Annotated in this window: 14 protein-coding genes; 10 read left to right on the forward strand and 4 right to left on the reverse strand. The window is 53.7% G+C overall.

Annotated elements, in window-relative coordinates; translation table 11 throughout:
• Positions 1-50: 50 nt before the first annotated feature.
• Genes C7820_RS27685 through C7820_RS27695 form a run of 3 tightly spaced genes read right to left on the reverse strand, consistent with a single transcriptional unit; the run spans position 51 to position 3337 of the window.
• A complete protein-coding gene (locus C7820_RS27685; protein WP_181909218.1) occupies positions 51-1391 on the reverse strand; it encodes a sugar phosphate nucleotidyltransferase in 1341 nt (446 codons plus the stop codon).
• Positions 1392-1433: 42 nt separating this feature from the next.
• A complete protein-coding gene (locus tag C7820_RS27690; RefSeq protein ID WP_116233766.1) occupies positions 1434-2546 on the reverse strand; it encodes a glycosyltransferase family 4 protein in 1113 nt (370 codons plus the stop codon).
• The gene (locus C7820_RS27695) at positions 2543-3337 is read right to left on the reverse strand and encodes a DUF6492 family protein (protein WP_116233767.1); all 795 of its coding nucleotides are present in this window, start codon (positions 3335-3337) and stop codon (positions 2543-2545) included. Before C7820_RS27695 ends, C7820_RS27690 begins: the two co-directional genes overlap by 4 nt.
• Before the next feature lie 202 nt (positions 3338-3539).
• On the opposite strand from C7820_RS27695, the gene C7820_RS27700 reads away from it, so the two are divergent.
• The 6 genes from C7820_RS27700 to C7820_RS27725 all read left to right on the forward strand — a co-directional run bounded on the left by C7820_RS27700 (position 3540) and on the right by C7820_RS27725 (position 9435).
• On the forward strand, positions 3540-3965 hold the full coding sequence (locus tag C7820_RS27700) for a MurR/RpiR family transcriptional regulator (RefSeq protein WP_116233954.1): 426 nt from the start codon (positions 3540-3542) through the stop codon (positions 3963-3965).
• Positions 3966-4176: 211 nt separating this feature from the next.
• The gene (locus tag C7820_RS27705) at positions 4177-4818 is read left to right on the forward strand and encodes a TetR/AcrR family transcriptional regulator (protein ID WP_116233768.1); all 642 of its coding nucleotides are present in this window, start codon (positions 4177-4179) and stop codon (positions 4816-4818) included.
• 204 nt (positions 4819-5022) lie between these two features.
• Complete coding sequence (gene spoVB / locus C7820_RS27710) at positions 5023-6579, forward strand: stage V sporulation protein B (protein ID WP_089548742.1); 1557 nt, start codon at positions 5023-5025, stop codon at positions 6577-6579.
• A 181-nt stretch (positions 6580-6760) separates the two neighbouring features.
• The gene (locus C7820_RS27715) at positions 6761-7375 is read left to right on the forward strand and encodes a hypothetical protein (RefSeq protein ID WP_116233769.1); all 615 of its coding nucleotides are present in this window, start codon (positions 6761-6763) and stop codon (positions 7373-7375) included.
• Between the two features lie 124 nt (positions 7376-7499).
• On the forward strand, positions 7500-8300 hold the full coding sequence (locus C7820_RS27720) for a helix-turn-helix transcriptional regulator (protein WP_258168711.1): 801 nt from the start codon (positions 7500-7502) through the stop codon (positions 8298-8300).
• Between the two features lie 175 nt (positions 8301-8475).
• Positions 8476-9435, forward strand: a complete 960-nt coding sequence (locus C7820_RS27725; protein ID WP_116233770.1) for a glycoside hydrolase family 43 protein — start codon at positions 8476-8478, stop codon at positions 9433-9435.
• Between the two features lie 95 nt (positions 9436-9530).
• On the opposite strand, the gene C7820_RS27730 is transcribed toward C7820_RS27725, so the two are convergent.
• Complete coding sequence (locus tag C7820_RS27730) at positions 9531-10445, reverse strand: ArsR/SmtB family transcription factor (protein ID WP_116233771.1); 915 nt, start codon at positions 10443-10445, stop codon at positions 9531-9533.
• Positions 10446-10620: 175 nt separating this feature from the next.
• Here C7820_RS27730 and C7820_RS27735 point away from each other — a divergent pair, with 175 nt between their 5' ends.
• The 4 genes from C7820_RS27735 to C7820_RS27750 all read left to right on the forward strand — a co-directional run bounded on the left by C7820_RS27735 (position 10621) and on the right by C7820_RS27750 (position 19340).
• Positions 10621-12372, forward strand: a complete 1752-nt coding sequence (locus tag C7820_RS27735) for a glycoside hydrolase family 2 protein (protein ID WP_116233772.1) — start codon at positions 10621-10623, stop codon at positions 12370-12372.
• A gap of 57 nt (positions 12373-12429) precedes the next feature.
• On the forward strand, positions 12430-13827 hold the full coding sequence (locus C7820_RS27740) for a family 43 glycosylhydrolase (protein WP_116233773.1): 1398 nt from the start codon (positions 12430-12432) through the stop codon (positions 13825-13827).
• Positions 13828-14143: 316 nt separating this feature from the next.
• Positions 14144-15991 (forward strand): family 43 glycosylhydrolase, encoded by a 1848-nt coding sequence (locus C7820_RS27745; RefSeq protein ID WP_116233774.1) that lies wholly within the window; start codon positions 14144-14146, stop codon positions 15989-15991.
• A gap of 178 nt (positions 15992-16169) precedes the next feature.
• A complete protein-coding gene (locus C7820_RS27750; protein WP_309545789.1) occupies positions 16170-19340 on the forward strand; it encodes an ATP-binding protein in 3171 nt (1056 codons plus the stop codon).
• Positions 19341-19350: the final 10 nt, after the last annotated feature.

Raw genomic sequence — 19350 nt, forward strand, 5'->3', positions numbered from 1 at the left:
AGCCACAATTCCTACTGCAAATTTACGACAATTTGGACCGAAGCGCCATTCTACCAGTCCACAGCAATGCGGGTGATATCCTCCTGAGCAAGATCGGAGCCGAGCAGGACTTCCACCAGCTCCAGAGGAGTAACGGCCTTAATACCATGCTTGGCGCCGGCCGGAATCTTCAGCACTTCGCCGGCGTTCAGGCGGTACCGCTGCTCCTCCAAAATAACTTCCGCGCTGCCCGTCACCACGGTCAACAATTCTTGCCGGCGGTGATGAACGTGATAGCTAGTAGACTTGCCGGCGGCAAGTCGCACCTGCTTGATCATCGTCTCCACGCCGGATGTATCTTTCCCGTAACTCAGGATCCGGCAGGAGCCCCACCGTTTCTCTTCGTACATCGGGATTTGAGGCGCCAGGGCAAGCCGTTCCTTGATCCGATGCGCATGCTCCTTGCTTGCGATCAGGATGCCGTCGGTGCTGGCCGCGGCAATGATCCCAGAGACACCAATCATTTCAATGGGGTAGGGGAGCTCGTTGATGAGATGGGTATCCGCGGAATCATCCGATATGTGCCCGAATCCGATCACTCGATCCTTCATATGGCCGGTAAGCGCCATCCAGCTGCCCAGATCGGTCCAGTGCCCTCCGTACTCCATGGCAACGACAGGGAGGGTCGTCTCGACGACTTCCCGGTCGAAGCTGGCTTCGGGGAGCTGTTCGTAATTTGCCAGCCATTCCGCGATCCGGACAGGGTGGCCCTTGTCCTTCAAATAGGTCAGCATGAACCTCAAGGGAAAGGCGAAGACGCCGCAGTTCCACATCGCCTGATGCGCCATGAGGCGGCGGGCCGTGCGTGTATTTGGCTTTTCGATAAACCGCTGGACGAAAGCATACTCGCCGTCCGCCTTGGGCAGAGCCGGGACGATATAGCCGAACTGATCCGAAGGCTGCACCGGCTTTGTGCCGAGGAGAGCAAGATCCGCCCTGGAGCGTCCCAGGACGTCGGGAAACCGGTGCAGCAGCCGGAAGAATGCGGTGTCGACGTACGTGTCCGCCGGAAGGATGCAAATGGTTTCGTCCGAATCGGCCTGCAGCTTTTCATGAAGATAACTGGCGGCCAATGCGACGGCCGTGAACGTGCCTCTTTTAAAAGGCTCGCTGATGATCGGGATATTATCGCCGACATAGCGGCGCGTAATCTCTGCTTGACTGTGATGGGTGACGATACAGGTGGATTGGAGCAGACCGGCCTCGTCCAGTTGTCTGCAGATCCGTTCGATCATCGACTCCTTAACCCCGTCTTCAGTGGTCAGCAGCCTTAAAAATACCTTGGAGCGTATATCGTTGGATAAAGGCCACAGCCTTTTTCCCGATCCCCCGCACAACAGTACAATACGCAAGTTTCTCATCCTCCTTCCTTGGGGAACCATCACCCTTCATCTTTATTTCTTGGAACGCATCGTCTCTTCAATCGCCTGCTTCATGAGCTTTCCGGCCTGGTCCCACGACAGCTTAAGCATATCCTTGCGGCCCTGGCTTCCTTTCTGTTTACAAAGCCGGGGATTTTCGTACGCTTGCCTCATGAGCCTTTTGAGGCTGCTTAAATCCGGCTCGGCCCATCGCTGCCCCTTCTGCGCAAACAGGTTGCTGAACCTCCTGGAAATGGCGCGGTTCATGCTGCTCGCCGGGCTCTTGAGCCGGTAGGGGACCAGGAAGGAGTTGCGGGGCGTCAGGAAATCCATCTGCCCGCCCCAGCCGGTGGCAATGACCGGTATGCCGCTTGCCAGCGCTTCTAAATAAGGCAGCCCGACACCCTCGCCGCGCGTAGGAAGGACGAAGGCATCGCCGAGCGCATACAGGCCTTTGAGCTGGCTTTCACTCATATGGCGGCCGATGATGACGACAGGGGCCGTATCCTTCTGAATGCCCAGCCGCTTTTTGTACCGCATGACCTGCTGCTTAATCCACGCCTCCGTCTCATTGGCCGCATATCCGTTCGTTTTAATGACCAGGATGACGTTATCTTTGGAAGAGAACTCTTCCCAATACGCCCGCAGCAGTCCCTCCGGGTTTTTGCGGTGCTGAAAGCCGAAGACGGATACGAACGTAAACTTCCCGGCGGCTGCCGGCAACGATAGCTTCGGATGGTTCGGATGAAACTCCCGGGCGTCTACCCCATGGGGAACGACGAAAATCGGGACGGTGACGCCGCAATTCCTGAGAACCCGCCGATTATGCTGGGACGGCACGCACACGGCATCGAATTTGTTCATATGGGGCAGCCAGCTTCTGGGGAGCCTGCTTGTTTCCCAAACCGTGTTCAACAGGATGAAGTCATACGTGCTGCGCTCTTTTTTCCACTGCATGCGGCTGGGAAGATGATGGTATATGAGAACCTTTTTGACTTGGGCGGCGTTTGGCTTGCGGTGGTCTTGCGGGCTTAACCGGACGGCGACCCCTTGCCGCTTCAAGGATTTGGCATAGGCTCTGCTGGCACGGCCAAGACCGCTGGCTTTGTGGACGGGGCCTTTCCAGACAACGACATAGGGCTTCATTTCGGTCTCACCTTGGAAGATTTCGAATACCCTTTTCGTTCATGAAAAGAAACAGACCGGTATTTTTGCTGCAGGGACGACATCTTGGAAGGCGAGATTTGGGAAAAGCTCGTATGCAGGCTTTTGTTGTTGGCCTGTTTCAGCACCATCCTGCCGGGCTCCGACGAATACAGGAAGTTGCCGTACGTTTCAAACTCGGAAAAAGCAAACTGCTTCGATTTGTTCATGCTTCTCATAATGGCGGAGTACCAGCTCATATGATGTTTGGCCTCGATCGCCCGCTTTAACTGTTTGACTTTGGCTTTCTCGAACAGCATGTAATGCGTGACGAAGGAGCGCTTGGAGGCGCGGCTTTTGCCCATCAGCTTCTTGTACGTGTTGAAATATTCGGGCTGGCTCCAGTTCCGGCAGTAAAACACGGTCTTGTCGCCCGTCTTGAACGTATGGGGGCGAATGAGCACAGTGTCGGCGTCGATCACCAAGTAGTATTTGGATGAGCATACCTTATCGCCGCCCAGCTTCAGCAGCTGCTGGTACAACCAACCGGACCGGTCCCACGTCTTGGACTGGTAGTGTATGTCCTTTTTCGTAATGGGCAGAACCGTGTCTTCGTTCACGAATCGGCAGCCCTTTTTCGCACACAAATCCACAATCCGCTGCTTCCGGGGGGCCACGATGATAATTTCGTGGATCGGGTGCTGTACATATTTTCTGACGGCATCAATGACATGGGGGAGGGTTGCCAGATCCTTCTCAATCGCCGGAATAAACACATCAATGGGGGTTGTCATCTGCTCATCTCCAAATATCAAATGTATGAGTATCATATGCCGGAAGAGAGAAAGGGAATGGGCATAGAGAGATTGTAAAACGCACAATAATCAAGGGATTTGCCGCTTTGGAGCAAACGTTGGGGTTCGCAGACACGGCTATGAAAATGATTTTTATAGATCAAAAGCAGAGGATACGAGAAGACCGAAGGGCGCCTTGGGCATGCCGATCGCAGGAGAAGACAGAGGAAACTTGGACGCTTCGGAAAGGAATCGGCTCGACCGGGGCGGGCACGAGCTGTTTAACCTGCTGGTGCATGTGCAGCCGCAGGACGTGATCGTCATTTTCGGCTTCGTGTCCGAGTCGCCGGAGCTGTCGGTGCTGCTGGACCACGCCAAGGTGAAGGGCTACCGCACGCTGCTCGTCACCGATCTAGCGGTCAGTGGCATGCTGGAGAAGGCTGACGTGACTTTGTACACCGCACGCGGCCAGCTGTGGGAGTTCCACTCCATGGTGGCGCCGGTGGCCTTGCTCGAGACGCTGATCGTGGCGATCGGCAAGCAGATGGAGGAGCAGGCGGTTGCGGGAAGCGAGGAGCTGCACGAGCTGCGGCGCAGATATCAGAAAGTGCTGCCAAAGCGGGTCTAGAGCCGCTTGGCAGCTTTTTTTGTGCGGCAAAAAGTTAAACGTGTTAATGATCCGTGGTGTGAAGAGCCGACGGTACGGATCCGGTCGTCTAAATTTAACTGGTTCTCTGAAAAACCGTTAACTTAGTTCTTATCATATAAGCTAATGCACGGAATGAAAGGAGTTTAATATGATATAATAGGAGTATTAAGCGTTTGGAGCGGAGGACAACATGAAAAAGATAGAGAACAAAAATTTGTTCCTGGATAAAATCAAGCCGGTGTTGAGAAAAAGCAAGTTCAGCACCATTAATATGGACGACATGGCCCGCCATATGGATATCAGCAAAGTGACGCTGTACAAATATTTTTCATCCAAAGACGAGATCATTGAAATGTTTGTGGATCACTGCATCGCCTTTCTGCAAAATGCGGACGTCCAATTGCAAGACGAGGAGCTCTCATGGGGCAAGAGATTCCATATGTTATACATCCAATCATTGCAATGCGTGCTGTACATGCCCGATATTCTGCTGGAGGACCTCAAGGGGGTTTACCCGGTTCTATACGACAGACTGGTTACGGCGGAACTGGAGCGGCACCGGAATCTGCGCCGGTTTTATGAGGCAGGCGTGGAGAAAAATGTTTTTCATCCGGTTAACTCCACCTTGTCTGTTGTACAAGACGATCTCATGCTCCGCCAGATGGTAGAGCCTTCGTTCGCTGTGAGGCATGACTTCTCGTTGAAGCAGGCGCTGTTTGAATTTTATAAGATGAAAAAATACCAGTTGTTCGTTCCGGACATGCTCGATTCCGTGGATGATGCCGAGATGGAAGAGCTGCTGCTGCAGACGATTCAAAAAATATCGTATTAAAAAAGTCGTGAACAAGACGAAAGTATCCGTCCCTTTGGTGGGACGTTTTTTTTACTCGCTGCATGCGGTCCGGTTTCCGTGCAGGTACGTCGTTTGACGGGTCTCTTTCCAGGCTTGGCGGTAGGTTAGTCTGCATGTATTGCCCCTTGTCCGAATACGCTAATAAAAGAGAGATCAGGACAAACAGTGGGTGGGATGTGACCAATGGGATTAAACAAGCAAAGCTTTATCCGTGGAACGTTCGTTTTGACCCTGTCGTCTTTTTTTACCAAAGGGCTTGGGTTTGTGAACGGCATTGTGCTGGCGCGTTTTCTGGGAGCGGAAGGGGTAGGGCTCTTGATGATTGCCCATCCGCTGCTTCCGCTGTTTATTACGATGACCGAGCTCGGGCTGCCTGTTGCGATTTCGAAGCTGGTGTCCGAGGCGGAAGTCAAAGGGGACGAGGCGAGGATTAAACGGATTCTCGCCGTCTCACTGTCGGTAACGGGGACACTCAGCGTCGTGCTGACCCTGGCCGCGTTGTTCGGCTCCAAGTGGATCGCTTCGATCGTGCTGGCCGACCAGCGGGCGTATTATGCGATGGTGGCGATTACGCCGATCATCCCGATTATCGCCATGTCTGCCGTGCTGAAGGGGTATTTCCGCGGCCGGCAGAACATGAACCCGCTCGCCTTATCCGACATTCTGGAGAATGTGGCGCAGATCATCGTCATCATCGGCGTCGTCAACATGCTGCTGCCTTATGGCATCGCCTACGCGGCGGCGGGAGCCATGGGGGCCTCGGTGATCGGCGAAGGCGTCGGTCTGCTGTATTTGTTCTCCGTGTTCAAGTGGGCGAACCGGGGAAAATCGAAGGAGCAGCGGCGGTTTGTTCCGAGTGTGCGGCTCAAGGGGGACCGCACGCTGCGTGACCTGCTGCGCATCGGCCTTCCGATGACCGGCAGCGGCTTCATCCATTCGATCTATCATGCATTTCTGCCGCTCGTCATTACGAAGAGCCTCGTCCTTGCCGGTGTTGGCGTGGAGATGGCCACGAAGCAGTTCGGCATGCTCGCAGGGTACGCGATCCCGCTGCTGTTCCTCCCCGGCTTTTTTACCCAGTCGCTGTCGACGGCGCTGATCCCGGCGATCAGCGAAGCCAGCGCGGAGGGCGACACCCGGCTCATGCACAGCCGCATGGACATGGCGATGCGCACGGGGCTGCTGGTCGGCGTGCCCTGCACCGTCATTCTGTATATGTGGGCGGTGCCGCTGACGACGGTCGTGTACCATTCGCCGGAAGCGGGCGTGCTGCTGCAGCTGCTGGCGCCGCTGTTTTTCCTCCATTATTTTGAGGCGCCGCTGAAAGCGATTCTGCTCGGACTTGGCAAAGCATCCACCGTCATGTGGAACCATATCATGACCAACATTTTTGAGATCAGCCTGATCTTCGTGCTCGGTTCGAACCTGGGAATCCGCGGCGTGGCGCTCGGGTTCGGGCTCGGCATCCTGATGCTGACCGTGCTCAACTTCTACGCGGTAGCGGGCTCGATCGGCTTTTATTTTGACTTCCGCATGGTGATCAAGGCGGGCATCGGAGGGATCGTCATGACGGTGACGGGGCTGGCCGCGCACCGTTTCCTGGAGCAGCATGTTCAGCTGGGGGCGACGGCTGCGCTGCTCGGGGCCATTCTTGTATCGCTGCTCGTGTATGCCATCACCCTGCAGGCGACCCGGGCTTTGCGCAGCCGGCCCAAGGCGCCGACGATTCCGGTGTCCTGAGGAGGCGGGTTTCCACCTTCTGCAGAAGAGTGGGTCGTATACTCTCATATGCATCTTTCCATAGGATCAAATGATGCGATTTTCTTGTGCTCATTGGACCGGTGGGAAGGTGCATTTTTTTTATGTGATATATTTGGAATATATAGGGATAGATGCCGTCTGTGAATTGGAGTTGATTAAAATGAGGTTTCAAAAGGGGATTCGTATCATTGCCATTCTAGCGATTGTTGCAGCTTCCGGGTGCAGTCAAGAATCGAAAGATATGGATTCAAGTGCAAGCCGGGAAGTGGTTACTCACCGTGCAGAAAACACTGGGGAAGCCAATGAATCGAACACTACTCCCCCTACTTCCCATGCCAAAACAGGCAGCAAAACGCTTCTTTATCAAAAAGACTTCCGTCAGGATAAACCGAGTCTGGAGAATTTCCAAGAGGGCGTTTTCTTTGAATTATCGGATCACGTGGAGGACTTTTTTACGCAGGATATAGCCGAGAAGGTCCAAAATAACATGGAAGCCATTGTTGATCATGATGCAGCGAAATTCAAACAAAATATGCTTAGTGAGAATGACATCAAGGCGAATATAGATTGGTTCGATTATATGAATGGAGATGGAGTGAAGTTTGAGTTCTCCGAAGTTAATGAAATTTCTTATGAGGAAGACTCGAAACGTATTCAAGTGGTCGTTTCTTTTTATCGAAATATAAACCATAAAGAGATAGAGCAAGGCGTCATGACCTATTCTTTATTGAAGGACAAAGCGAGCGGGGCTTGGCTCATTGCGCTGATGGATTGAAATTTCGGCTTAGCGGGATCATTGACGGGGCGAAGCGGACTTCATAGAATGAAAAGGAGAAAGAAGCGTCAAGGGAAAGAGGATGCTAACTTTGGGAAACCGTGTTAAGAGTTTTGTAGTCAGTATGGAGCGCTTTAAACCTCACACCTTTCAGGCAAGTCAAGGTGAAGGCCTCTTTATGTCGCATTCCCATGAATATGATGAGTTAACGCTTATTTTGGAAGGGGATGGATACTACAGCTCTTCCGAGCAAAATATCAAGGTGGCTGCCGGCGACCTGATCCTGATTCCTTCCGGGCTTCATCATGGCTTCGTGTGTACAAAACCGTGGAAGGGTGTTTCCGTTCATTTTCTCCATGATCAGCTTCCGGTCCACTGCCAGTATCTCTTTCATGAAGCGGAGAGTGAGTCGCAGCGCATCCGGAGCAGCCATCTTGACGCTGACGATACGCGCTGGGTGGAAATCAGTTTATTTCAGTTGGAGAAAGAATGGAATTCCGAAAGGAAAACGATCGACTCCTACAACATGATGAGGATCGCTTTTGAGACAGCACTGCTGGTATTCCAGCGTAACATAGAATCGGCGGTGCCTGGAGCAGATATCCGTCACGGGGTCATAGAAGAAGTATTAAAAGAAATTCACAGCAGCTATCATACCCGCATTACCGTCAATGAACTGGCAGCGCGTCATTTTCTGTCCGAGAGCAACCTTCGGAAGAAATTTACGGAATCGGTCGGTGTCTCGCCTAAGCAATATATCATCAGCCTTCGTTTGATGGAGGCCAAACGGCTGTTACAGCAAACGAGCAAGGCGATCGATTTGATCGCCTCGGAGGTCGGTTTTACCTCATCCAGCCGGTTTTATGAGTTCTTTATCCAATCGACTGGAGTCACTCCACTAGAATGGCGTAAACAAAATCAATGAATTGAATGATGATGAGGACCGTACAGCAGGACGGTTCTCTTTTTCGTCGGTCGAAAACGATTCGGTAATTCCTTTTTATGCGCAAAAAGTAAATCGCTTTCAACATTGTTTACCTTAGGGTCGCACGGGATAATTAGATTGATGACTGCTTTGTTCAGGAAAAAGGAGTGAGAAGATGTCCACCAAAACGAAGACGTTTTGCAATCCCATCGTAGCCAACGCTGCCGATCCCTGGGTGCTTAAGCACACGGATGGCAGCTACTACTTTATGGCAACAAGGTCAGGCTGCTTGGAGCTTACCCAATCTTCCAGCTTGACCGGATTGGTCTGGGGGCGCAAGAAGACCATCTGGACGCCCGAACCGGGAGGTCCCTACAGCTGTAATTTGTGGGCGCCGGAAATACACTATTTGGATCACAAATGGTACATCTACTATACAGCGAACGATGGGGGAGGCGATGAATCCCGCCGGATATGCGTACTGGAGAACGAAAATGCTGATCCGCTGGAAGGCGAGTGGAGCTGGAGAGGGGCGCTGGAGACACCTGTCCCGGGATTGGACGGCACCGTGATGTCCTTGCGGAACGAGCTCTATTTTCTGTATGCCGGCTATGGAAACTTCCCCGATTATGGATCTGCGATATACATTGCCCAAATGGCCAATCCTTGGATATTGACAGGGGAACATCACTTGCTCACTGCCCCGACACTCCCGTGGGAAAAGCAAGGCGGAATGGCGATTAATGAAGGTCCCGTCACGCTGCATCGCAACGGCCGGATTTTCCTGGTGTATTCGGCGAGCACCACATGGTCTGAGGATTATGCCTTAGGTATGCTCACGATGAATGAAGATGCCGATCCGCTGGATCCGTCTTCATGGCAAAAATCGATGCAGCCTGTATTCCGCAAAAGTGTAGAAAACGGGGTATATGCAACTGGCCATAACAGCTTTACGAAGTCTCCGGATGATCAGGAGGACTGGATCGTCTTTCATGCCCTTCCTTCGCCCGGCTCCGATACGAGCCTCCGCTCGACGCGTATACAGAAGTTCGGCTGGAATCCGGACGGTACGCCCGATTTCGGCGTTCCCTGGAGCGATACGCATTATCTACCTGTGCCGTCTGGAGAGGAATAATCGAAGGAAGGCTAAGCGTGTGAAAAGAGTACGAAAAAGGCTCAGACTAAGCGGCATGTTCTTGCAAACATAACCGTTTGGCCTGAGCCTTTGGCTTAGTAGCGGATTCGGACTTGAATGTCCTGCCCGTAATTGCCGAAGTGCCTGCCGAACAAGCTGACGCCGCCGGCGTTCCGCGCATCCTCCGGCGACAGAATCCGGAATCGGATTTCTTCTTTGGGCAGGATCGGAATATCCTGTATCGATACATCCGACATCCGCACGCCGTCCATATACGTGCCGGAAGAGGTCACCAGCAGCGTTTTCAGCAGGCCGTGCTGGGAGCTTCCGGGATCCCACCACGAAGGGTTCAGCTTTCCGCGTACGCTGCCGAAGTCGCCCGGAGAGGTCCAGACGCACACGGGAACGTCATTGAGCAGAAACGTAATGTCCGACGGCCAATCTTCGGCGTAGCCGGGCGCCTCCGATCCGATCTCCAGGGAGATGCGAAGCTCGCTGATGCTGGTTTTGCCGGAGACGTAGTTCGGAATGCGGTATTCGACATAGCCGGCGGCAAACCAAATATGCTGAGCTTTGACATGCTCCGGCTCGGCGAAATACCGCGGGTCGTCGCGCATGCCGATCAGCTTGGTTTCGGAAGCCAGTCCGCAAGTGGGCTTGACTTGGCAGCTGGAGTACTGGCCGACGGGAATGTCGACGTCATAGCCGTCTTGATGCGGCTCGGACGGCAGGACTTCGTCCGTTTTGAACACCAGCGATGCTTGCTCCAGACGAAGAGAGCACTGCTTCTGCATACCGCGCTTGCCCGCAGTCACCTCTGTACGGAGAATGCCCGCTTCTTCCAGCTGCTGAACATGCTTGGTGACGATGGCGGAGGAGAGATTCAGCCTTTGCGCCATTTCCCTAATATTGAGGTTTTCTTTGCTGAGCATTTCGACCATCCGAATGCGCGTATCCGACGCCAGCGCAACGAATAACGGCAGATTTTCGTGGCTTACCTTGATTTCCATAGATGCCTCCGATTCGGTCTGATAGGTGTTGTCTATCCATTGTATAACCAAAAGGTTAACTAAACAAGAAAATCATTGACTAAATATCACGGGTATTTTACTATCTATGTGAGTATTTTAGGATTAATCATTAACTAATTAGTTAACTAAAATCAACCCGAAAAGGAGCTATTCTATGGAATCCAACCTCAGCATCCCCCGTCCCGAATACCCGCGTCCGCAATGGGTGCGGGACCGCTGGCTGAATTTGAACGGCCCTTGGCAGTTCGAAATCGATCACGGCAAGAGCGGGAAGGAGCGCGGCTACCACCAGCCGGAGCATGCGCTCGAAGGAACGATCACCGTTCCGTTTTGTCCGGAAAGCAAGCTGTCCGGCGTAGAATATAAGGACTTCATGGCCGCCGTGTGGTATAAGCGGGAATTCACCTTGCCGAAAGATTGGAACGGCGGCAGAATCCTGCTTCATTTCGGCGCGGTCGACTACGAAACCGAGGTGTGGGTGAACGGAACCTCCGTCGGCACGCATCGCGGCGGGTACTCTTCGTTCAGCTTCGATATTACCCCGCATGTCAAGGAAGGCGCCAACGTGGTGACCGTCTATGCGGAGGATGACGTTCGCTCGGGTAGCCAGCCGCGCGGCAAGCAAAGTGAACGCTTCCACTCGCATGGCTGCGACTACACGCGCACGACGGGCATTTGGCAGACCGTATGGCTGGAGCAGGTCCCTGAAACGTATCTCGCGGACATGAAAGTGGTGGCGGATCCGGCGAATGGATGCGTGCACCTGGAAGTGAAGGTCAGCGGAAATACCGCTGGAGCGCAGCTGAAGGCGTCCGCCTTCTATGAAGGAAAGGAGGTCGGTGAGGCTACGGCTGTGGTGCAAGGGCCATGCGTCAAGGTGACCGTGCCTGTATCGGAAGTCCATTTGTGGGAGGCGGGCCACGGCCGGCTGTATGACCTGAAGCTGTCGCTCGGTCGGCCGGACCTGACGGACGCCGATGCGGTTGATTCGTATTTCGGCCTGCGGACGGTGCGGCTGGACGGCATGGCGTTCCGGATCAACGAAAAGTCGGTGTTCCAGCGGCTCGTGCTGGATCAAGGATTTTACCCGGACGGCATCTATACCGCACCTACGGACGAGGATCTGCGGAAGGATATTGAGATTTCGCTGGGGCTCGGATTCAACGGGGCCAGACTACATGAGAAAATATTCGAACCGCGCTTCTTGTATTGGGCCGACCGGCTGGGGTACCTCGTCTGGGGAGAGCATGCCAACTGGGGGCTGGACATTACCACTCCCGCAAGCTTGTCGCGGTTTTTGCCAGAATGGCTGGAAGGTGTGGAGCGGGATTACAATCATCCGGCGATCATCGGCTGGTGCCCGTTCAATGAGACGTGGGACAGGGACGGCGCCAAGCAGGATAACGAAGTGCTGCGCATCGTGTACGAGACGACGAAACGGCTGGATCCGACGCGCCCGGTGATCGATACCAGCGGCAACTTCCATGTCGTGACGGATATTTTCGACCTGCACGATTATGATCAAAATCCGGAGACGTTCCGGGCCAGATACGAGCCGATGAAAACGGGCGGCGAGGTGTATAACACGTTTCCGAACCGGCAGACGTACGGCGGGCAGCCTTATTTTATCAGCGAATACGGCGGCATCTGGTGGAACCCCGACCAGAAGGACGACAAGGCTTGGGGCTACGGCGACCGGCCGACATCCGAGGAGGCGTTTCTCCAGCGGTACGAAGGGCTGACGAGCGCTCTGCTGGAGCACCCGATGATGTTCGGATTTTGTTATACCCAGCTGTATGACGTGGAACAGGAAGTAAACGGGCTGTACACCTACGACAGACGTCAGAAGTTTGATCCGGAAGTGATTCGCCGCATCAATTCCCGCAAAGCGGCCATTGAAGATTAAGGTTTAGGTGAAGGTGACGGTACGAGTTTATATTCCCGAAGAGGAGGATGCCTGTACATGAAGGCTATAGTGCGTAATCCGCTGCTGCTTGCGTTATGCATGCTGCTGCTCGTCCCCATGGGGCAGGTCACGGACGCGGCTTCCAGCCGGAACAATGTTTATAACGTCGTCATGCAGGATGGAGCGGACCCCTGGGTTTACAAACATACGGACGGTTATTACTATTTCACGAAAACGACAGGCGGCAACGTAACGATCTGGAAATCGGCCGAGCTGACGACGATCGACGCGGCCCCGACCCGAGTCGTCGAGACAGGCTGCTGCAATATATGGGCTCCCGAGCTCCATTATATTGACGGGGCCTGGTACATCTATTACGCCAAGGATGACGGCGACAACGCGAATCACCGCATGTACGTGATGGAAAATACGTCGGCGGACCCGACGCAGGGAACCTGGCAGGACAAGGGACAGATCACCGACCTGACGAATAAATGGGCTATCGACGGTACCGTGCTGCAGGCGGGCGGACAGCTCTACTTTATTTGGTCGGGCTGGGAGGGGGATGTCAACGTAAGTCAGAACCTGTACATCGCCCATATGAGCAATCCTTGGACGATCGACTCGAGCCGCGTTGAAATTTCCAGGCCGACCTATCCGTGGGAGACCAACCACTCGCCTAATGTCAACGAGGGCCCGCAGGTTGTTGTGCGGGACGGCGTCATCAGCCTGGTGTACTCGGCGAGCGGAAGCTGGACGAACGATTACTGCCTTGGGCTCATCACAGCCAGCGTTTCCAGCGATTTGCTGAATCCGGCCTCCTGGACGAAACGCAGCCAGCCGATCTTCGCGTCTGGAAACGGGCTATATGGCCCGGGACATCATTCGTTTACCCAATCGCCTGACGGAACCGAAGACTGGATCGTGTACCATACGGCCAAATTCGACGGTGCCGGATGGAACCGGGAGATCCGCATGCAGAAATTTACGTGGAATGCCGACCATACGCCCAATCTGGGCGTACCGGCCGATCCCAATGTTCCGATTCCGCTGCCTTCCGGTGAAACGCCGCATATCCGCGTCGAAGGGGAAACAGGAACGTTCGGCGGAGCAGCGTACGCTTCGCAAAGTCCAAACGGGTCGGGCGGCATGAAGGCCGGACATATCGATACGCCGGACAGCTACGTGGAATATGCCGTGAAGGTGCCGAAAGCCGGCGAATATATATTGCTGGCGCGAACCGCGAACGGAACGGCCGGCGGGGACTGGTCCCATCTTCAGCTGGCCGTTAATTCGGGCATGCCGAGCCCCTTTTACATCACGAATAAAGGCTGGGAGAACTGGGGATTGTCCACGGCGCGCATTCAGCTCCATGCAGGCACCAACACGATCCGCTTCACCAAGGGTGCAGGCTACGGGGAGATCGACTTTTTTGACATCAAGCGGGCCAAATAGATTTAATGAATAATCTGGACGTCATCATAGGTTGAATTTAATCCGAACGTTAACGTTAAAAAGGACTCATTTCGTTGGCCGGCTCATTCCTGAGCCGGCCTTTGGTTTTTGGGGCAGCTGTGCACAGTCTGTCTTCTAGAAATGTACGTCGATGCACGTTTTTCTTGCTTTCGACCGTCGAATCCGGTTTATCTTATGTTTATTTGTCCGGCAGAAATATGCCGCTTTCCGGAACTTTACATGTGTATCCTGGCCTATAATGGTTTTTGCGTGATCGCGATCAACAAAATATATACATACCGGAGGTGCCAGAACAATGAATGCTGTCAGAAGAATCGGTTTTAAATGCACATCGCTCATTCTTCTCTTTATGCTGACATGGACTTCTTTTGGGGCTTACCCCACGTCAGCTGCATCAACGATGAACTATTCAAACCCGATCAATACGGCGGGAGCAGATCCATACGTGATGCTGCATTCGGATGGGTACTATTACTTTACACGCACGTTAGGCAACAGGCTGGACATTTGGAAATCCAGATCACTGACCGCGATCGATCTGGGAGAACGAAAGACGGTATGGACGCCCCCTTCCAACTTGAAGGATATTTGGGCGCCTGAGATCCACAATATCGACGGCAAATGGTATATCTACTATACGGCGAATACCGGCTGCGGCGATGACTGCCGGGGCGTATACGTCCTGGAGAACGATTCTCCGGATCCTTTACAGGGCAGCTGGACGGACAAAGGCAAGCTGAATACACAGTATGCGGGACTAGACGGCACCGTATTCGACCATAATGGCCGGCTGTACTTTTTGTATGCGGCATATGGGGATTGGTCGGGCAGCCACGGCAGCGCGATCGCCATCGCACCGATGTCGAATCCGTGGACGCTGGACGGAGACAGCAGTATTCTGACCAAGCCCGAATACGACTGGGAAATGAAAGGCATGCCAGTAAATGAAGGCGCTGTCATCTTAAAAAACCAGGGGAAAATATACCTTGTCTTTTCTGCAAGCGCTTGCTGGGAGGATGACTACTCGCTGGGTATCCTGAGCGCGGATGCTGCAAGCGACTTGCTGAATCCTGCGTCATGGACGAAGAGCGACCAGCCGGTTTTCGCCAAGTCTGCCGCCAATGGCGTCTACGCTCCGGGACATAACTCCTTTGTCCCATCCAAGGACGGGACGCAAGATTTGATCGTGTACCACGGCAACAGCGGACCCGGGCAAGGCTGCGGCGCCCGGCCGACCAGAGTACAGCCTTTTACCTGGAATAACGACGGTTCCCCGAATTTCGGAGTTCCGACCAACGGTCCGCTTGCTGTTCCGTCCGGCGATTATCGGATTGAAGCGGAGCATGGAACACCGACGAAAGCGTTAATTAAGGAGGAGGCAGGCGCGTCCGGCGGCAAAGTCGTGCGGCTCAATAACACGAACAGCTCCTTACCGATCAAGGATGTCATTGTGCCCGAAGAAGGGAGCTATACCTTAAACATTAGGTATTCAAACACCGCAGGTCCCGATGCATCGGAACAGGTGTCGGTGAACGGTCATCCGGCCGTGACGGTGGCATTGCCTCATACGGGAAGCAAGCAGTATGCAACGGCTTCGATCCAAGTCGAGTTGAAGAAAGGCTACGACAATGTCATCGAATTTGCGAAAAGCAAACATGCCATCGACATCGACTATATTGAACTTGCTGGCAGCAACACATTCTCGATTAAGCCAGGTGCTGAGTATAAACTGATTAACCCGAATGGCGGCAAAGCTCTCAGTGTGGCCGACTCTAATCCAGCGGATGTGACATGGACCCAGATGCAGGACGATTCCGACGGAGGGGCGGCGCAGCGCTGGAAGGTTACCCTAAATGAGGACGGAACCTATTCATTCGTGAATCCAGAGTCCGGCAAAGCCTTGACCGTGATCGATCCTGCGGCCGCTTGGGGGAGAGCGGGTTTAGCGGAGTATCAAGGCTTGGATACGCAAAAGTGGAAACTCGTGGATACCGGCAACGGTTACTGCAAATGGTTTAATGTGCAGACGGGAAAAGCGCTTGACGTCAACGGGGCAAGCATTAATAGCGGTACGGATGTAGGAACGTGGCAGGACATTCCCGGCGGAACCGCACAGTTTTGGCTGCTGTACCGTTTGGATTGAAGATATAGCAGGTTCCAATATGAGACGGCTTCTGTTACAGGAAGCCGTCTTTTTTGTTGCTGACGCCTCTTACTTTCCAGCCTCTTTTTCCGGCGCTCCAAGATTGCAATAGCGGGATGCGGCTGTTTCCGTTACTATGAATATGGACGACTTCAAGTGAAGCGAGGCTCAGGAGAATTTGGTTAAGAAAATCATCATATTCATTACATATTTAGTTCTCATGCTGGGGGCAAGATGGTTCTGGTGGGATACGTTTGGTACGGCTGAGCAGCCCAAGGTTGTGCAGGGCACTCTTGATCTGCGTGGGCATCCTATGGAAGACAGGCATTCCCTCTTGTTGGACGGGGATTGGGAGTTTTATCCGGATCGGTTGATCTCGAACAGCCGCCAGGCAGACGAAGCTGATCAGGATAGGCGTATGATCCATGTTCCCGGAGATTGGAGTTCGGCTTGGCAGGACAAGGGCGGTTCGTCGTTCGGGTACGGGACCTACAGGCTCCGGATTCTAGTCGATAAGGAGCCGGACGAGCATTATAAATTATGGATTAAAGAAATTAAAGCTTCATCCGTTGTGATCGTCAACGGGAACATCGTCGGCGAGGCCGGCAAACCGGCGGCGAGTGCTAAAGAGTATATTCCGGTCATCCAGTCTTTCGCCAAAAACGCTGCTCCGAACGAGCAGAACGTGATTGAGATTTTCGTGCAATCGGCGAATTATCATGATCCCACGAGCGGGGGCATCATCGAATCCATGCGGTTCGGGACGCAGGCGGCGATAGATTTTGAGTGGTGGTATTCGATTGTTTTTCAGGTGATCGTGTTTACGATCCTGCTTCTTCATGCCCTGTATGCCGGTATTATGTTCTTGATCAACCCGCGGGAGAAGCTGCTGCTTGCTTTTGTGTTCCTGCTCATTTTTGCGGGATTAACAGTGGTTTCGGACCACGAGTATGTGTTAATGAGCTGGTTCCCCCTGAATTATACCTGGATGCTGAAAATTCGGATTTTGTCGTATTTGGGCGTTCCGTTCTGCATGCTGCTGATGGGCAGGGGTTTTACCGGGCAAGTCCGGCGTGGGCCGGTATTCCTTACGTATTTGGTCGCCTCTGCGCTGTACTGGATCTTTGTACTTGCAGCCCCCGCCAATCTGGTTCATATCACAAGGACCCATCATGTCTTCGGTTGGTTATACCTGATTCCGAGCATCTGGTTCTTTGGGCTCATCGGCAAGATGGTGTATCAAAAGCGGAAGGATGCCTTTATCATTCTGCTGGCGGCAACAAGCGTCATTTCCAATATCGTATGGGGCTTTGTCAATTTCGACTGGAATTTCACCCCGATTTATTATCCGGTCGATATCGTGGCTGGGGTTGTCGGCTTCTCGGTGTACTGGTTTAAGCGGTATTTCCGGAATGCGGCGGAAAATGCCAGGCTGAACGCCGAGCTTCGCCGGGCGGACGAACGGAAGGATCAATTTTTGGCGAACACTTCCCATGAGCTGAGGACACCTTTGCACGGGATCATCAACATTGCGCAATCGGTCCTTTCCCGCGAGGGACGATCCATGTCGGAAGCAAGCCAGCAAAATATGGAGCTGCTCGTCACCATCAGCCGCCGGATGTCGCAGCTGCTGAATGACCTCCTTGACGCCGTCATGCTGAAGGACCAGCGGATCGTGCTGCATCGGGAAGCCCTGCAGGTTGAATCGGTCGTGTCCGGCGTGGTCAGCATGCTGGCTCATATGACGGAAGGGAAACCCGTTCAAGTGGTCCTGTCGATACCGGACAAGCTTCCTCCGGTTGATGCGGATGAACAAAGGCTGACCCAAATTGTGTTCAACCTGCTGCACAACGCGATCAAATTTACGGATGAAGGCGTCATCGAAATTTCGGCCGAGGCCAAGGAAGAGGCGGTTGTCATTCAGGTGGCCGATTCGGGTCGAGGGCTGGAACAGAGCGCATTGGAACGGATTTTTCTTCCCTATGAGCAGGCTGAGGATGAAGACGATCATGGGGGGATCGGGCTTGGCCTCAGCATCTGCAAGCAGCTGGTCGAGCTGCACGGTGGGAGGTTGACCGCCGAATCGGCCCCTGGACAAGGAGCGGTGTTCAGCTTCACGCTTCCTAAGGCTGAAGGTTGGCTGCAGGCGGATCTAGAGAATGAGAATTCCGAAGGAGGCCGCACCGAGCCGGAGCCGGATCTGGAGGATGCCCCATCGGATGCCCTGCACATCACAGAAGCGGCAGTCTCCATGGAGACGGTTTATACTGGCCATGCCGGTGGATCGCTGGACGAATCGATATCCGCTGGAATCAAAATTTTAGTCGTCGAGGACGATCCGGTAAACCTGAGGGTGCTCGCAGGCATTTTTGCGGAGGAGCCGTATGAGATTCAAACCGCTTTATCGGCGAAGGAAGCGCTGCAGCAGCTCTCGTCCTCGACCTGGGACCTGCTCATTTCGGATGTCATGATGCCGCATACGTCGGGTTATGAGCTGACGCGAATCGTCCGCGAACGGTACAACAGCTTCGAGCTGCCGATTCTGCTGCTGACCGCAAGAAGCCGGCCGGAGGATATTTATGCCGGATTTATGGCCGGCGCCAACGATTATGTGGCGAAACCGGTGGATGCGCTTGAGCTGAAATACCGGGTACGTTCCTTGGCGACGCTTAAAAAATCGGCAAAAGAGCGCCTCCGGCTTGAAGCGGCATATCTGCAGGCACAGATTCAGCCTCATTTTCTGTTTAATACGATCAATTCGATTATGGCTTTAAGCGATATCGACCTGGATCAAATGCGGGAGCTGGCTGATGCCTTTACTTCCTATCTGCGGATCAGCATCGATTTTATTAACTCGGAGGAAGCGGTGCCGCTCTCCCATGAACTCGAGCTTGTCCGGGCATATTTATACATCGAGAAGGCGCGTTTCGGGCCGCGGCTGGCGGTCATTTGGGATATCGATCCGCAATTATCGCTGTTTATACCGCCGCTCACGGTGCAGCCACTGGTCGAGAATGCAGTTAAGCATGGGCTGCTGAGCCGGATACAAGGCGGAACCGTGCAGATTATCATCCGCCGGGAAGATGATGGCACGCGATTTGAAGTCAGGGATAACGGAAAGGGTATGACTCCCGAGGAAGTACAGAGTCTGCTTCAACCGCATTCCACGAGCGAACCGTCATCCGGAGGCATTGGACTGAAGAATACGAACCGGAGGCTTCTGCAGCGGTACGGCCGAGGACTTCAGATCGAGAGCCAGTTGGGGCAGGGGACGGTGATGTCCTTCGTGATTCCGAGCCAGGGCTCCGGGGACCATCGGGAATTCGAGCCCTCTCAAAGCATAGAATAAAGCACAAAGC

The organism is Paenibacillus sp. VMFN-D1, assembly GCF_003386155.1.
Taxonomy (GTDB): Bacteria; Bacillota; Bacilli; order Paenibacillales; family Paenibacillaceae; genus Paenibacillus_AQ; species Paenibacillus_AQ favisporus.

Coding starts and splice junctions, on each gene's coding strand:
- C7820_RS27690 (WP_116233766.1), bottom strand. CDS start 2,546: ATGAAGCCCTATGTCGTTGTCTGGAAAGGCCCCGTCCACAAAGCCAGC.
- C7820_RS27695 (WP_116233767.1), bottom strand. CDS start 3,337: ATGACAACCCCCATTGATGTGTTTATTCCGGCGATTGAGAAGGATCTG.
- C7820_RS27700 (WP_116233954.1), top strand. CDS start 3,540: ATGCCGATCGCAGGAGAAGACAGAGGAAACTTGGACGCTTCGGAAAGG.
- C7820_RS27705 (WP_116233768.1), top strand. CDS start 4,177: ATGAAAAAGATAGAGAACAAAAATTTGTTCCTGGATAAAATCAAGCCG.
- spoVB (WP_089548742.1), top strand. CDS start 5,023: ATGGGATTAAACAAGCAAAGCTTTATCCGTGGAACGTTCGTTTTGACC.
- C7820_RS27715 (WP_116233769.1), top strand. CDS start 6,761: ATGAGGTTTCAAAAGGGGATTCGTATCATTGCCATTCTAGCGATTGTT.
- C7820_RS27720 (WP_258168711.1), top strand. CDS start 7,500: ATGGAGCGCTTTAAACCTCACACCTTTCAGGCAAGTCAAGGTGAAGGC.
- C7820_RS27725 (WP_116233770.1), top strand. CDS start 8,476: ATGTCCACCAAAACGAAGACGTTTTGCAATCCCATCGTAGCCAACGCT.
- C7820_RS27730 (WP_116233771.1), bottom strand. CDS start 10,445: ATGGAAATCAAGGTAAGCCACGAAAATCTGCCGTTATTCGTTGCGCTG.
- C7820_RS27735 (WP_116233772.1), top strand. CDS start 10,621: ATGGAATCCAACCTCAGCATCCCCCGTCCCGAATACCCGCGTCCGCAA.
- C7820_RS27740 (WP_116233773.1), top strand. CDS start 12,430: ATGAAGGCTATAGTGCGTAATCCGCTGCTGCTTGCGTTATGCATGCTG.
- C7820_RS27745 (WP_116233774.1), top strand. CDS start 14,144: ATGAATGCTGTCAGAAGAATCGGTTTTAAATGCACATCGCTCATTCTT.